At 44.4% G+C, this 13,214-nt stretch carries 16 protein-coding genes; 7 read left to right on the forward strand and 9 right to left on the reverse strand.

The genetic code is table 11. From position 1 onward, the window contains the following. Window positions 1-50: 50 nt before the first annotated feature. From lipB to ICN38_RS00645, 5 genes are read right to left on the reverse strand one after another with little or no spacing between them, the layout of a single operon-like run. A complete protein-coding gene (gene lipB / locus ICN38_RS00625; protein ID WP_216253815.1) occupies window positions 51-695 on the reverse strand; it encodes a lipoyl(octanoyl) transferase LipB in 645 nt (214 codons plus the stop codon). A gap of 10 nt (window positions 696-705) precedes the next feature. Next, window positions 706-972 (reverse strand): YbeD family protein, encoded by a 267-nt coding sequence (locus tag ICN38_RS00630; protein WP_216253817.1) that lies wholly within the window; start codon window positions 970-972, stop codon window positions 706-708. A 20-nt stretch (window positions 973-992) separates the two neighbouring features. Further along, window positions 993-1,709 (reverse strand): alpha/beta hydrolase, encoded by a 717-nt coding sequence (locus ICN38_RS00635; protein WP_216253819.1) that lies wholly within the window; start codon window positions 1,707-1,709, stop codon window positions 993-995. Window positions 1,710-1,731: 22 nt separating this feature from the next. Further along, window positions 1,732-2,040: a ferredoxin gene (locus ICN38_RS00640; protein ID WP_216253822.1), complete on the reverse strand. Its 309-nt coding sequence runs from the start codon at window positions 2,038-2,040 to the stop codon at window positions 1,732-1,734. Between the two features lie 16 nt (window positions 2,041-2,056). Further along, on the reverse strand, window positions 2,057-3,151 hold the full coding sequence (locus ICN38_RS00645; RefSeq protein ID WP_216253825.1) for a VanZ family protein: 1,095 nt from the start codon (window positions 3,149-3,151) through the stop codon (window positions 2,057-2,059). 37 nt (window positions 3,152-3,188) lie between these two features. Here ICN38_RS00645 and ICN38_RS00650 point away from each other — a divergent pair, with 37 nt between their 5' ends. Continuing rightward, window positions 3,189-3,989, forward strand: coding sequence for a biotin--[acetyl-CoA-carboxylase] ligase (locus tag ICN38_RS00650; protein WP_216253827.1), 801 nt, complete (start codon window positions 3,189-3,191; stop codon window positions 3,987-3,989). After that, window positions 3,986-4,798, forward strand: coding sequence for a type III pantothenate kinase (locus ICN38_RS00655; RefSeq protein ID WP_216253831.1), 813 nt, complete (start codon window positions 3,986-3,988; stop codon window positions 4,796-4,798). The genes ICN38_RS00650 and ICN38_RS00655 overlap by 4 nt, the downstream gene beginning before the upstream one ends. On the opposite strand, the gene rfaE2 is transcribed toward ICN38_RS00655, so the two are convergent. After that, window positions 4,795-5,283 carry a D-glycero-beta-D-manno-heptose 1-phosphate adenylyltransferase gene (gene rfaE2, locus ICN38_RS00660; protein ID WP_216253835.1) on the reverse strand — a complete coding sequence of 163 codons (489 nt, stop codon included), beginning with the start codon at window positions 5,281-5,283 and terminating at the stop codon, window positions 4,795-4,797. The two genes, ICN38_RS00655 and rfaE2, sit on opposite strands and share 4 nt — an antisense overlap. A 97-nt stretch (window positions 5,284-5,380) precedes the next feature. Here rfaE2 and ICN38_RS00665 point away from each other — a divergent pair, with 97 nt between their 5' ends. The 5 genes from ICN38_RS00665 to ICN38_RS00685 are packed head-to-tail and all read left to right on the forward strand — an operon-like array spanning window position 5,381 to window position 10,177. Beyond that, window positions 5,381-5,947 carry a glutathione peroxidase gene (locus ICN38_RS00665; RefSeq protein WP_216253838.1) on the forward strand — a complete coding sequence of 189 codons (567 nt, stop codon included), beginning with the start codon at window positions 5,381-5,383 and terminating at the stop codon, window positions 5,945-5,947. Beyond that, complete coding sequence (locus tag ICN38_RS00670) at window positions 5,944-7,332, forward strand: FAD-dependent oxidoreductase (protein WP_216253841.1); 1,389 nt, start codon at window positions 5,944-5,946, stop codon at window positions 7,330-7,332. Before ICN38_RS00665 ends, ICN38_RS00670 begins: the two co-directional genes overlap by 4 nt. After that, window positions 7,333-8,118, forward strand: a complete 786-nt coding sequence (locus ICN38_RS00675) for a DUF1365 domain-containing protein (protein ID WP_216253842.1) — start codon at window positions 7,333-7,335, stop codon at window positions 8,116-8,118. Further along, a complete protein-coding gene (locus tag ICN38_RS00680) occupies window positions 8,115-9,404 on the forward strand; it encodes a cyclopropane-fatty-acyl-phospholipid synthase family protein (protein WP_216253844.1) in 1,290 nt (429 codons plus the stop codon). The genes ICN38_RS00675 and ICN38_RS00680 overlap by 4 nt, the downstream gene beginning before the upstream one ends. Then, window positions 9,401-10,177, forward strand: coding sequence for an SDR family oxidoreductase (locus ICN38_RS00685; RefSeq protein WP_216253846.1), 777 nt, complete (start codon window positions 9,401-9,403; stop codon window positions 10,175-10,177). The genes ICN38_RS00680 and ICN38_RS00685 overlap by 4 nt, the downstream gene beginning before the upstream one ends. A 3-nt stretch (window positions 10,178-10,180) precedes the next feature. On the opposite strand, the gene ICN38_RS00690 is transcribed toward ICN38_RS00685, so the two are convergent. The 3 genes from ICN38_RS00690 to argS are packed head-to-tail and all read right to left on the reverse strand — an operon-like array spanning window position 10,181 to window position 13,190. Then, window positions 10,181-10,825, reverse strand: a complete 645-nt coding sequence (locus ICN38_RS00690) for a thiol:disulfide interchange protein DsbA/DsbL (RefSeq protein ID WP_216253848.1) — start codon at window positions 10,823-10,825, stop codon at window positions 10,181-10,183. After that, window positions 10,822-11,427, reverse strand: a complete 606-nt coding sequence (locus ICN38_RS00695; protein ID WP_216253851.1) for an SPOR domain-containing protein — start codon at window positions 11,425-11,427, stop codon at window positions 10,822-10,824. Before ICN38_RS00695 ends, ICN38_RS00690 begins: the two co-directional genes overlap by 4 nt. A gap of 35 nt (window positions 11,428-11,462) precedes the next feature. Continuing rightward, window positions 11,463-13,190, reverse strand: a complete 1,728-nt coding sequence (argS, locus tag ICN38_RS00700) for an arginine--tRNA ligase (RefSeq protein WP_216253853.1) — start codon at window positions 13,188-13,190, stop codon at window positions 11,463-11,465. Window positions 13,191-13,214: the final 24 nt, after the last annotated feature.

Raw genomic sequence — 13,214 nt, forward strand, 5'->3', positions numbered from 1 at the left:
GAGGTCTTGGCGAAGCTCGTTTGGCTGTTCGGTATGGGTCTTATTTATGGTCATGTTGACATCAGTTGCTTCTGTAAATGCTCCAAAAGCTTTTTGCTTATAGTGTTTATATTGTCCTTGATCCCAAGGGATTGCATATCTACCGTCCTTAAACCCTCATAGCCACATGGGTGGATGCGGCTAAATGCATCCAAATCAGTTGCAACATTCAATGCCAGCCCATGATAAGAACAGCTTTTAGAGACTTTAAGGCCTAGCGCGGCTACCTTAGCACCAAACCATTCTTCAGGAATGCTTGCTTGCTGAGCAATATAAATTCCTGGAGCCCCTTTCTGTCTTTGCGCCTGTATGCCGTAATCAGCCAGAGTATCAATGAGTGCCTGTTCGATGCGTGACACTAGCTCTTTTACAAATATACCTTGGCGCTTGAGATCGAGTAGAAGGTAAACCACAATTTGACCTGGGCCGTGATACGTAATTTCACCACCCCGATCTACCTGAACTAGTGGAATTTGCTCGCTCGGGGAATGTAAATTTCCGGCATCGCCAGCAAGACCTAAAGTGAATACTGGGGGGTGCTGTAGAACCCAAATCTCATCGGGGGTATTTACATCACGCTCTTTGGTAAAAGTACGCATTGCCTCATAAGTTGATGCGTAATCAGCCAAACCAAGATGCTTTATGAGGAATGGCATGTGCTTTTCATCAAAGGACAACACTAACTAAAGGATGTGTAGAGAGGGTGCGATATAGCTCGTCTAATTGCTCACGACTCGTAGCTGTGATCGGCAAAGTAATACCCAAGTAATTGCCATCTTTTGATGGTCGTTGTTCAACCTTACTTTCATCAAAAGTGGGATCAAACTGTTTTGCAATATGAATAATTGCTGGTAAGTATTCTGGGTTTGCCTTTCCCATTACCTTAATAGGAAACTGGGATGGATATTCAATGAGGGATTTTTCTTCGGTCATAGCGTTTTTAAAGACCTTATTTAAGAATGTCGGTGATCTGGCATGCCTAACCAAGCGCCAGTAATAATGTTGCGAATGCAATGCAATCTGCGGTGGAAAAAATGATCTGCTCCAGGAACTACCTGCACTGTCAGCTCTTGCGGACGCGCCCAATCCAATACATCAATTAATGGAATTGTCTCATCGACTTCACCATGTATCACGACAGTATCTGCAGGTACAGTAGTCAAGTTCCACTTTCCTGCAGCGCTACCTACCATCACTAATCGCTCGACGGGACGCCCAAGTTCAGCAAGCTTTTGCACTAAATGACTGCCAACAAAGCTACCAAAAGAAAATCCAGAAATCACTAATGGCAAGGTGTTCGCATTCGCTGTCCAGGCTTGATGGGCGGTAGCTTCAAGTTGACTCCAACTTGAAGGAGTCCGCATCCAATCGGTCACGTGTAATAAATCATCAAGCTCGCCAACACCATCATCATGCACTCCCGCCGTTCCACCTACACCGCGAAAGTTTGGACGAACACTGACATAACCTAGTTGATTAAAAGCGCGTGCCATCGTTTGAGCAACTTTGTTATCCATTGTGCCGCCCATTAATGGATGGGGATGTGCCACTAAAGCTAGACCACGAATTACAAATGCGGGATCGCTTTTTAATTCATCTGGAAGATCGATAGACATTTCTATTAAGCCAACGATGCCCTCAATATGAATTACTTTGGTACGACTATTCATGGAAAAAATCTTTCAACTATTGCTAAGCTAACTGCAAGCGCTCAACGGGGAGGCCTTGAATTAAGTGAGACTGAATAATCTCTTCAACATCTTCGGTGTCTATAAAGGTATACCAAATTCCTTCTGGGTATACCACCATCACAGGACCATCAGCACAACGATCCAAACAACCTGCTTTATTGACGCGAATTTTTCCAGGCCCAGATAGACCAAGTTCTTTAACTCTACTTTTCGCATACTCAAATAAAGCAAATGCGTTATGACGGTCGCAACAATCTTCGCCATTTTTACGTTGGTTTAAACAAAAAAATAAGTGGTGTGAAAAGCTCATAGAAAAATGATATTCATCAAGGTTTTGGTTTGACTTCAAGAGCACTACGAATCATCCAGATTAATGCTAATGGCAACCATACTACGGATACCCACTGCATAAGCTCGTTAAAATGCAACAAGCGTCCCTGATACCAATGCCTCAAAGTCAGAATGAAATAAGGATTATCAGGCAATACGTTGATTGCAATAGTGGCGCAGATCAAACAAGATAAGGCCAACCAAAACTTGGTACCCTGTCTCAGGCTAAGAGCCCATCTCAATAGAGCACTCGCCAATACCATTCCCCAAAATGCACCCGCAGTTAACCAAAGAAAGCCTAGTTCACTGCCAAATTGAAGTGCAGTAAAAAGGGTTTTAATTAGTACGGTAAAACCCAAGAGCCCGTTCAGAATGCGCCATTGGGGCGCCTTAGTTCTCATACCTAGAGATAGCAAGAGTGCAACCCCAAGCCAACACAGCGCGGTAATGACGGTTTCCTGCGCCACATAGTTCATGACAAAAGTGCCCCAATCAATCGAGCCAAAAATGGCATGTCCCCATACCCCAGTCCCTAGCCAAGAACTTTGCGGATAAATTTGTGACCAGGGAAATAGGATAAATAGGGCGCATGCAGCCCAATTCAACCCAAACCACTGATCAAAGCGACGATGAATGGCACTCCCTGAAAGCCATTGGGGACCAAGAGGAATCGCCAAGAGGCCGCCTAGTAAACCCCCAAATACGTTTGCCCACCAGTCCATCTGGCTCGGAATTCTGGTTGGCAACCAAGCTTGCAAAGTCTCGACACTAAATGCCAAAAAACCACTCAAAGCAAATGCAATACCTAGCGCCACAAAGTTACGCCATCGCGGAAAGGCAGCAAATACGATTAAAAACCCAAAAGGGATATAGGCCAATATATTGACCAAAACATCAAAGAGGGTAATAAAACGCGGGGCTGGGGCATCTAACCAGGCCAAGGCAGATACCCCATTACTAAAGTCAAAATCAAAGGGATTAAGGCTGACATAGACAATCAGAAGGGCATAACTCAAGCCAAGAGCTCTAGCCAAGGGCATGGCCTGTAACGGCAAAATCAATTTTCGTGGGCGCTGTTCTTCCGGATGCATTCCACAATTCTAGGTCAGACCTTTCTACAATGGCGAAATGACTGTCAATTGCATCCTCGAGCGTGTTGCCCAAACTAAATCTACCAATGATGATCTGCTGGCTCGCTGGCGGTCTGGTGAACTCATTGACCCAGTAGCTCGTATTGCCCATCATCAAACGGCTGGCAAAGGCAGGGCTGGACGCTCATGGCTTGCTAGGCCAAATGATTCCATTAGCTTTTCTTTAGCCTACCCATTCCAAAGAAGTCCTGCAGAATTAAGTGGACTAAGCTTATTGGTTGGTCTGGCAGTCATTTCTGGAATTGCTAAAGCATGCAGGATTGATGAGAATGCACTACACCAATCTGGGTTTCGCCTAAAGTGGCCTAACGACTTACTACTCAATGACGCCAAGCTAGGCGGTATTCTTATTGAAGGTGGTCAAGCCAAAACTAACGATCCTACCTGGATGATTATTGGTATTGGTATCAACTTACGTAATGCCAAAGAATTTGAAGTTAGTCTGGCTAATCAAGCAATGCAAGCAGTTGGCTCTCTTGATCAACTCATCCCTCAAACAACATCGCTTCCTGATATAGAATTTTTATGGCTGAAATTAATCGAATCATTAGAACATTATCTTGATCTTTTTAATCACCAAGGCTTTGGTGAATGCCAAAACCAATGGGAGTATTGGGATGCCTTCAGGGACCAAAAGGTTTGCATTTCTGGAGTTAATCAAGAGCCGATTTATGGTGTGGCCAAAGGCATTGACTGCAATGGTGCATTACTATTGCAGCAAGATAATGAGATCATTAGCATTCATGCAGGTGATGTTTCTTTGAGAGTTCAATCATGAGTCTCTACCTACTATTTGACGTAGGCAATACCCGTCTCAAATGGGCTGCCGTTGAATCTTCTCAACATCCATCCGATCGTCAAAAAAAATTATGGGCTTATTCTGGATCCATCACTAGCAATGCCTTGCAATCTGCCGAGGCACGAATAGAAATTGCAGACTACATCGCTAAAACCTTACCGAAACCAGATGCGATTGCTTTTACCTGTGTCGCTGGCCCACAAGCCATTAGCAATATTCAATCTCTTTTCCCGCAATGGAACGATCTCACATGGCAGCAACTTACTGGGGATAGCCAATATGTTGGGATGCGTACGCTGTATCAGAACCCCGAAACATTAGGGGCTGATCGATGGGCCGCTGTCATTGGTGCACGCGCCCTATCGAATATCAATAGCCTGATCATCAACGCGGGTACGGCAACGACTATTGATTTACTGGGAGCTAATGGCGTACATTACGGCGGCTGGATTTTGCCAGGTCTTAGCCTAATGCAAGAGAGTTTGCAAAGCAACACTGCTCAACTACCATTAGCCCAGCGCAAAGATAGGCTTGTAGGTTTTGGTATCAATACAAACGATGCGATTATTGGAGGTTGTGATGCTGCACAAATCGGCGCCATCATCTTGGCCACTGAAGTCGCAAAGCAAATGAACCATCCCGTAGAAAAAATTTGGCTCGATGGTGGTAACGCCAAAATATTAGCTAATGAGATTACAAAATCTGGGGTTCTGAATTCTCTGGCTATCGAAACTACTGAAGGTTTAGTACTTCGAGGTACGTGGGCATGGTTACTACATCAGATTTAAGAGCGAATTTTTCCCAGTAGGCTGGTAGTTGAGCGCTCATATATAAAGGGAATGGCCACAGCCTTACCACCCCAACTCTTGACAGCTTTGGTTTCTGCCAAGGTATCTATGTCGTAATCACCACCTTTTACATAAATATCGGGACGAATTTTCTCAATTAAATTTACTGGAGTTTGCTCAGTAAACAGAATCGTCATATCAACACTTTCAAGAGCAGCCAACAAGGCTTGACGATCAGCTTCAGAATTAATGGGCCGATCATCGCCTTTGCCTAACATCCTGACTGATGCATCTGAGTTCACACCAACAACCAAACTAGCGCCTAAAGCACGGGCTTGCGCCAAATAACTAGCATGACCACGATGAAGAATATCGAAAACGCCATTGGTAAAAACGAGTGGGCGCGGAAGATTAGCAACCAAACTATCCAACTGTTCGGGTGGACAAACTTTAGACTCAAAAGAAGGTGACGATATTGTTGTCATAGCTCAATATTAATAGCATTACCCCTTAGCCTGTGATATTGCCTAAAATGTCTTAGACTTGAGCACTATTCACCATCCGCAATAAATAAGGCGCAAGATGATCCGCTTGTTGTTTTCATGGCTTTTGACCCTATTCGCTTTTGCAATAGGAGCTCAAACTGTAAATGCTGCTAGCTGCAGCCCTTTACTTTCCCAGACCTTTCCGCGTCTTCAAGACGAGGCGCCCCAAAGCCTATGCCAATACCAAGGAAAAGTTATTTTGGCAGTCAATACAGCCAGCTATTGTGGATTTACTAGCCAATATGATGGTCTTGAAAAGGTGTATGCCAAATATAAAGACCAGGGATTAGTAGTCTTAGGCTTTCCTTCAAATGACTTTGGCCAGCAAGAGCCTGGAAGTAATAAAGAAATTGCTGAATTTTGCAAAAATACTTATGACGTCAAATTTCCAATGTTTGCTAAGAGCGTAGTTTCTGGTGGGAATGCTAATCCCTTCTTTAAGATGTTGATTGCCAAAACAGGAACTACTCCGAAATGGAATTTCTATAAATATATGATTGACCGCAACGGTAATGTTGTGAACTCATATAACAGCATGACTAAGCCCACCAGCACAACCATCAGCAATGAGATTGAGAAGCTTCTGAAGGAGAAGGCGCAGTGAGTAAAAAAAGAATTGCCATTATTGGTGCCGGCATTTCTGGTCTAGGATGCGCCTATGCCCTAAGACAACAACGCGATTTAGATATCACTGTTTATGAAGGCGGCGACCACATTGGTGGACATAGCAATACTGTCAATTTCACTCTCAAGAATAGTAATAAAGATATTACGCATGGAATTGATACAGGCTTCTTAGTATTTAATCGTAAAACCTACCCACGACTAGTAAGACTTTTTGAAGAAATTCAAGCACCCATTGCAATCTCAGAAATGTCATTCTCAGTTTCAATTGATACCGCTGAGAAATTTCAGAAACCCAGAACGATTGAATGGGCCGGCAACGACCTAAACTCCTTCTTTGGTCAAAGATCAAACCTCTTATCACCCTCTTTTTGGAGAATGGCATACGACATTCTGCGCTTCAATCGTCTGGCTACTCAATTGGCGAATCATCAGATTAAAGCAGGTCATCTTTACGCTGAACCAGATGAAACGATTGCTAGCTTTTTAGACCGCAATCGCTTTAGCCAAAGCTTTAGAGAAAATTATTTTTTACCCATGATTGGTGCCATCTGGTCTTGCTCTGTAGAGCAGATGTTGGAATTCCCCATTCAAACAATGGTACGTTTTTGCCATAATCATGGCCTACTGCAAATCCAAAATCGCCCTCAATGGCTTACTGTTCAGGGCGGATCCCGTGAGTATGTAAAACGTCTAGTGGCAGCCCTAGAAAAAAATCACGTTACTTTTAAACGTGAATCTGTTCTACGAGTCAATGCTAGCAATGAGAGCATGTCGCAATCTGAAGTCATTACAGAGTCCGGATCAGCCTGGTTTGATGAGGTGGTCATGGCTTGTCATAGCGATCAATCTCTTGAGTTAGTGCATGGCATCGATCAGCACGCCAGAAATATTCTTGCCGCCATTCCTTATCAACAAAATCGCGCGATTCTCCATACTGATATCCGTTTTTTACCTACGGTTAAGCGCTGTTGGGCGGCCTGGAATTACACTGCAAAATCAGGTGCTATGCCATCAGCCAAGCAACATGTCAGTGTTAACTACCTCATTAACCGTTTACAGCCCTTACCACCAGAATTTAATGATTTGCAAATTATTGTGAGCCTCAATCCATTAACGGATCCTGATCCAACACTAGTGCACCAAGAAATTCATTACGCTCACCCTGTATTTGATATGGGTGCTATTCAAGCGCAAAAAGAACTCCCGCTAATACAAGGCAACTCATCTATCTGGTATTGCGGCGCTTGGACCGGATTTGGATTTCATGAAGATGGATTGCGTTCGGGTGAATTAGTGGCTGAGGCTTTATTAGAAAGTCTGCGCTCGCCACTGAAAAATAGCCCCAAACAAGATGCTCAATAAATGAATCAACCAAAGATTAATTTTGGAGTAGTAAAGCATTCTCGCTTTCGACCAGCGAAAAATGCCTTTGGGTATGGTGTATTCACCGTCTCAATTCCCATGCGCTCTAGAAATACCAATCCCGATCTACTTAGAGATTGTGGGCTCAAAGACAATAGCGCTGGCCTTATTTCCTTCTTTGACAAGGATCATGGGCAAGGAGAAGCGAATAGTCTGGCGTGGATTGAAAAACTGCTACATGAAAACCAGGTTTCCAATATTGATGGGGAAATCTGGTTACAAACTTTTCCAAGAGTATTAGGTTATGTTTTTAACCCCGTTAGCTTTTGGATCTGCACTCGTGCAGGTGGGCAAGTACAGGCGGTATTAGCAGAAGTCAACAATACCTTTGGGGAGCGGCATTGTTATTTACTCCACAAAGACTCTGGAGATATCTTGCACTCTGGAGAGACGCTAACTAGTAAAAAAGTATTTCATGTCTCTCCTTTCTGCGAGATTCGGGGGGAATATCATTTCCGCTTCTTATTTCCCAACGAGAGCCATTCTGGGCGCCACTCCGTTTATCGTATTGAGCTCCATGAAGATGGACGTCCTTTGATTAATACCAGCATTAGTGGTCAAAGTCGCCCCCTCAGTCGCGCCAATCTATATTTGGCATTTATTAGCTATCCTTTAATGAGCTTGGGCGTTATTTTCAGAATCCATTGGCAGGCATTGAAATTATGGATAAAAGGTGTACCCTTTAACTCAAAACCAAAACCACCTGAGTTCGAAGTTAGCAGATGAATCGTCCTGGACAATCCTTACTTTCTCGCCTAAATTTTGCAAGACCGCAAGTACGGTCATCTAAGCAATATCGTTTTAGTGTCGATGCCCTTATGAAGCTACTACCGCAGCTGGGTAGCGGCTATCTAAAAATAACCCTGCCTAATAACGAAAGAAAAGAGTTTGGCAATCCTTCAGATGCCCTTCATGCAGAAATTCATATTTTGGATTGGTCGGTATTTAAACAAGTGATGTCTCATGGGGACATTGGCTTTGCAGAGAGTTATATTCGCGGACAGTGGAACACACCTGACCTGAAAGCCTTACTAGAGTTAGTGATTCGCAATCGAAACATTCTTGATAAAGCTATTTTTGGAAGCTGGTATGGTTCAATTTTCTATCGCTTTAGACATTGGTTGCGAGATAACACTAAATCTGGCAGCCGCAAAAATATTCACGCACACTATGACTTAGGGAACGCCTTTTACAGCTTATGGCTTGATCCCACGATGAGTTATTCAAGCGCCTGGTTTTCAGAAGGCGACAAGCAGTCACTTGCAGAGGCGCAACGTGCAAAAATTAGGCGCATCCTAGACTCTATTGACTCCAAAGCATCTGACCATATTCTAGAAATAGGCTGTGGTTGGGGTGGCGTGATGGAAGAGGCTCTCCAAAGCAATATTGCCATCACAGGCCTTACGCTTTCCACTGAACAAAAAGCGTTTGCTGATGAGCGCTTAAAAAATATTCAAATGTCTCAAGAGAAAGCCCCAGCATTTGAAGTGCGCCTGCAAGACTACCGTGATTGCCCAGAGCAATTTGATGGCATCGTCTCAGTAGAAATGTTTGAGGCTGTTGGAGCAAAGCATTGGCCTGAATATTTTCATACTATTGCTAAGCGCCTAAAGACAGGTCGCAAAGCATGTATTCAAACCATTGTGATTGCTGAAGACCTTTTTGAGCGCTATCGACATAACACCGACTTTATTCAGCAATATGTATTTCCTGGTGGGATGTTGCCTTCACTCACCAGCTTTCGGGCAAGCGCTGCGCAAGCTGGCTTAAAAGTTGAAGCTGAATTTGCCTTTGGATCCGATTATGCAAAAACGCTGTGTATTTGGAGAGATAGCTTCAATCACAGACTTCAAGAAGTACGGCAACTGGGTTTTGATGAGGCATTCATTCGCCTCTGGAATTTCTACCTCATGTATTGCTCTGCAGGATTCTCTGAACATAATATCGATGTAGTGCAATTTACCTTGAGCCATGAAACTTCTACGCCTTCTGCTGATAGTCTAAGCGCATGAAGCAACTAGGTATCGATAGCTTCTCTGGCAAACGCGTTTGGATCATTGGCGCCTCAAGTGGCATCGGCGCAGCATGCGCTCAGGCATTACTCAGTAAGGGCGCTAAAGTGGCGCTCTCAAGCCGCCGGATAGAGCGTCTAGAGCAAATTGCGCGAGCTGTCAAACCAGAACAAACGCTCATTTTGCCCGTGGATGTGACTCAGCAGCAGCAAATTCAAACTGCTTATCAAAGCATTGTGCAGGCATGGGGTGGCATTGATTTACTCCTTTTTGTATCGGGCATGTATGTGCCTTTGCGTGCAGATAATTTTGATATCAATACTGCAGAGCAGACAATTGACGCCAATCTATTAGGGCCAATGAGAGCTGTAGCAGCTGTTCTACCCAATATGCTGAGTGCGCATGCTGGACATATCGCTATTGTGGGCAGTGTTGCCGGCTACAGCGGATTGCCAAAAGCATTAGCCTATGGCCCCAGTAAAGCCGGAATTATTAATTTCTGCGAGACCTTGTATTACGACTTGCTACCGCAGGGCGTCAGCGTTCATATGATTTCTCCGGGCTTTGTTGCTACCGAAGCGACAGCCCAGAATGATTTTGAAATGCCCGCATTAATTACCGCAGATCAAGCTGCTACTGAAATTTTGTCTGGTATTCAAAAGGGAGAATTTGATATCCACTTTCCAAAACGGTTTTCAGGATTCTTAAAATTTCTCAGAATCCTGCCTTATCCCCTCTACTTTTGGATAGTCCGGCGCTTTGTAAAAATCTAAGTCCTACTTGTATTTATCTTTACGGATTTTTTCTTCGAGATAATCCATCACAGCAATCGCTTTAGCCTTGGTACCAGCAATCGAAGGTGAAGTTACATACTTACCCTGCATCACAATGGTTGGCACACCATCTATGCGATAAGCCTCTGCCAGTTGCTTTGCCGCTCGGGCTTTTGAAGTCACTGCAAATGAACGATAGGTAGCCAAGAAAGTATTGCGATCAATTCCTTGGGAAGCAGCCCAATCAGCAATTTCTGGTTCCGTTAAGAGGCGCTTATTTTCTTTATGCATTGCGTACATCACTTTTTCATTGAGCGCATCCCCTTTACCCAAGGATTCGAGCGTATAAAAAAGCTGACTATGCGGTATAAAGTCATCTCGAAAAGCAACTGGTACACGTTTGAATACCACATCCTTTGGCTGACGTTTAACCCAACTGCTGAGCTCTGGCTCAAAGTCATAACAATGGGGGCAGCCGTACCAAAAGAACTCAATGACTTCAACTTTGCCCTTGATTTCTACAGGCTGCGGAATTGGTAACACCCGGTAATCAAAGCCTTCCTCAAACTTTGGGTTTTGAGCCAGGGCGACCCCGCTTAAACACAGGAAGGTCAATGCAGTAAAGAGTCTTTTGCTAAATGAAATCATGATTTAGTAGTTTTAATAAGGGTTGGTTTAATGCCCATGCCGTTTAACTTATCACGCACAGGATTGCTTTCTTCTGAGCTAGCATAAGGACCAATGCGAACTCGCCACAACGAGTTGCCCTCGCTAGTCACTTCGCTTAACGAAGCCTGAATACCTTGAATAGCCAAGCTTGCTTTCTGAGCATCAGCATCTGCGCGCTTCGCAAATGCTCCGACTTGCAAATAGTACTGAGCATCTGATTTTGCGGCTGCAGAAGAGTTATCTGCCGACTTTTTACTATTGAGCAAATCTCCAATAGGGTCAGCGACAGGACTTGCACTAGATTTACTCTGCAGGGGTTTATTCAGGTCCACTGGTTCGGCAGGGCTGACAGTCTCACCCTCAGCAGGTGGAGCTGCTGGCTTAAGAATACTGAGAGGTAAATTAGGTGCACGAACGCCAGGCCGTTCTTGAGGAGTATTTTTAGAAAGATAAAAAGCAACTGCAAAGGCGATACCCAAGCCAGCGCCCAGGCCTAAAATAAAGCCAAGAATCGTGCCTCCGTATTGAGCATTAGCTCTTGGAACTTTGATGAGGCCAGTTTGTTGATTCGGTTTTTTCATGATTCCCTCATCTTACATTTTCACTTCATTTGCCGCTACATCTTTGCTGGAGCGGATACCCCTAATACCTTCAAACCATTTTGTAATACCTGGCGGGTGGCTGACAAAAGCGCTAGACGGGCTAATTTCAAATTCGGATCATCTACCAACACCCGATCGGCGTTATAGAAGGTATGAAAATCACCCGCTAGGTCACGCAAATAGAATGCCAAGGCATGGGGTGCCAAATCAGCGGCAGCATCTGTCAAAACCTCTGGATATTCAGCTAGACGTCTTAATAAGTGATCAGAAGCTTTGCTATTGAGAAGTGATAAGTCTGCATTTACTAAGTCTGCCGTTTGCCCACCCCAATGCTGCAAGATTGAACTAATCCGTGCATGTGCATATTGAACATAGAACACGGGATTCTCATCATTTTGCGCAAGTGCTAAATCAATATCAAATACAAACTCAGTATCTGCTTTCCGTGAAATTAAAAAGAATCGCACTGCGTCGCGTCCACGCGCAAGTGCCAAATCTTTCTCTTCGGGAGTCATTTCAGCAGTAAGGCCGCCTGACCACTCAACCAAGTCACGAACGGTGACGTAAGAACCTGCACGCTTAGAAATTTTGACTTCTTCACCGCCGCGCATCACCGTCACCATCTTGTGTAAAACATAATCTGGAAAGGTCTTCGGAATTTCCCAACCTCGCTTCTGTGCCACGCCCTGTATACCTGAGCGGACACGGGCAATCGTGCCATGATGATCACTACCCTGCACATTAATCACTTTTTTGAAGCCACGCTTCCATTTACTGGCGTGATATGCCACATCAGGAACAAAGTAGGTAAAGCTACCATCTGATTTACGCATGACACGATCTTTGTCATCACCGTCATCAGTCGTTTTTAACCAAAGGGCCCCTTCGCCTTCATAGGTTTTACCAATACTTTGTAAATCCTCTACGATTTGAGCAACACTACCATCGGTATATAAAGAAGACTCTAGGTAATAGCAGTCAAATTTCACACCAAAGGTTTTCAAATCGAGATCTTGTTCATTACGTAAATACGCAACTGCAAATTGACGTATTGCCTCAAGATCATCTTGATATTTTTCAGAGGCTTTAAAGGCAGCAGCAATCTCTGCAATATATTCACCGTTATAAGCTTGTTCGGGCCAAGCTGCATCACCGGGCTTCAAGCCCTTTAAACGCGCCTGGACAGATAAAGCAAGATTGGCAATTTGTACGCCAGCATCGTTGTAATAAAACTCACGGTGCACTTTAATACCTTGGGTCGCTAAGAGATTAGCCAAGGCATCTCCTAGTGCAGCTTGCCTACCATGGCCAACGTGTAATGGACCTGTGGGATTTGCTGAAACAAACTCAATCATGGCGCTAGCGACTGGCCCCTTACCACTAGGAAGCTCCCCAAACCGAGGGCCGGCTGACAAAATTTCTTTAACTACTGCGATTTTCGCTGCATTACTAAGGCGAAAGTTGATAAACCCAGGGCCAGCAATTTCGCAAGAAGTAATCAGCTGTTCAAAGTCTGGTTGCTTTTGCAAACGCTCTACAAGCGTCTGCGCTAAATCCCTTGGGTTCAGTTTCCAGGCTTTAGAAAGCTGCAGGGCAATATTGCAGGCAACGTCACCGTGATCTACTGCTTTTGGACGCTCTAATCGGGGTTGTGGAACGTCGCCCAGGCCTCGCTCTTGCGCCAGTTCTTGTAGTGCTCCGCCGAGCATCTCAATTAATCGATTTTTATTGGTCAACAACATAGAACAGTGAGTTTATCAGGTGGT

Origin of the sequence: Polynucleobacter sp. AP-Melu-500A-A1 (assembly GCF_018882125.1) — a bacterium.
Classification (GTDB): Bacteria; Pseudomonadota; Gammaproteobacteria; order Burkholderiales; family Burkholderiaceae; genus Polynucleobacter.

Bases quoted from the DNA above. Each gene is read 5' to 3' on its own strand.
- lipB (WP_216253815.1), bottom strand. From the start codon at position 695: ATGCCATTCCTCATAAAGCATCTTGGTTTGGCTGATTACGCATCAACT.
- ICN38_RS00630 (WP_216253817.1), bottom strand. From the start codon at position 972: ATGACCGAAGAAAAATCCCTCATTGAATATCCATCCCAGTTTCCTATT.
- ICN38_RS00635 (WP_216253819.1), bottom strand. From the start codon at position 1,709: ATGAATAGTCGTACCAAAGTAATTCATATTGAGGGCATCGTTGGCTTA.
- ICN38_RS00640 (WP_216253822.1), bottom strand. From the start codon at position 2,040: ATGAGCTTTTCACACCACTTATTTTTTTGTTTAAACCAACGTAAAAAT.
- ICN38_RS00645 (WP_216253825.1), bottom strand. From the start codon at position 3,151: ATGCATCCGGAAGAACAGCGCCCACGAAAATTGATTTTGCCGTTACAG.
- ICN38_RS00650 (WP_216253827.1), top strand. From the start codon at position 3,189: ATGACTGTCAATTGCATCCTCGAGCGTGTTGCCCAAACTAAATCTACC.
- ICN38_RS00655 (WP_216253831.1), top strand. From the start codon at position 3,986: ATGAGTCTCTACCTACTATTTGACGTAGGCAATACCCGTCTCAAATGG.
- rfaE2 (WP_216253835.1), bottom strand. From the start codon at position 5,283: ATGACAACAATATCGTCACCTTCTTTTGAGTCTAAAGTTTGTCCACCC.
- ICN38_RS00665 (WP_216253838.1), top strand. From the start codon at position 5,381: ATGATCCGCTTGTTGTTTTCATGGCTTTTGACCCTATTCGCTTTTGCA.
- ICN38_RS00675 (WP_216253842.1), top strand. From the start codon at position 7,333: ATGAATCAACCAAAGATTAATTTTGGAGTAGTAAAGCATTCTCGCTTT.
- ICN38_RS00680 (WP_216253844.1), top strand. From the start codon at position 8,115: ATGAATCGTCCTGGACAATCCTTACTTTCTCGCCTAAATTTTGCAAGA.
- ICN38_RS00685 (WP_216253846.1), top strand. From the start codon at position 9,401: ATGAAGCAACTAGGTATCGATAGCTTCTCTGGCAAACGCGTTTGGATC.
- ICN38_RS00690 (WP_216253848.1), bottom strand. From the start codon at position 10,825: ATGATTTCATTTAGCAAAAGACTCTTTACTGCATTGACCTTCCTGTGT.
- ICN38_RS00695 (WP_216253851.1), bottom strand. From the start codon at position 11,427: ATGAAAAAACCGAATCAACAAACTGGCCTCATCAAAGTTCCAAGAGCT.
- argS (WP_216253853.1), bottom strand. From the start codon at position 13,190: ATGTTGTTGACCAATAAAAATCGATTAATTGAGATGCTCGGCGGAGCA.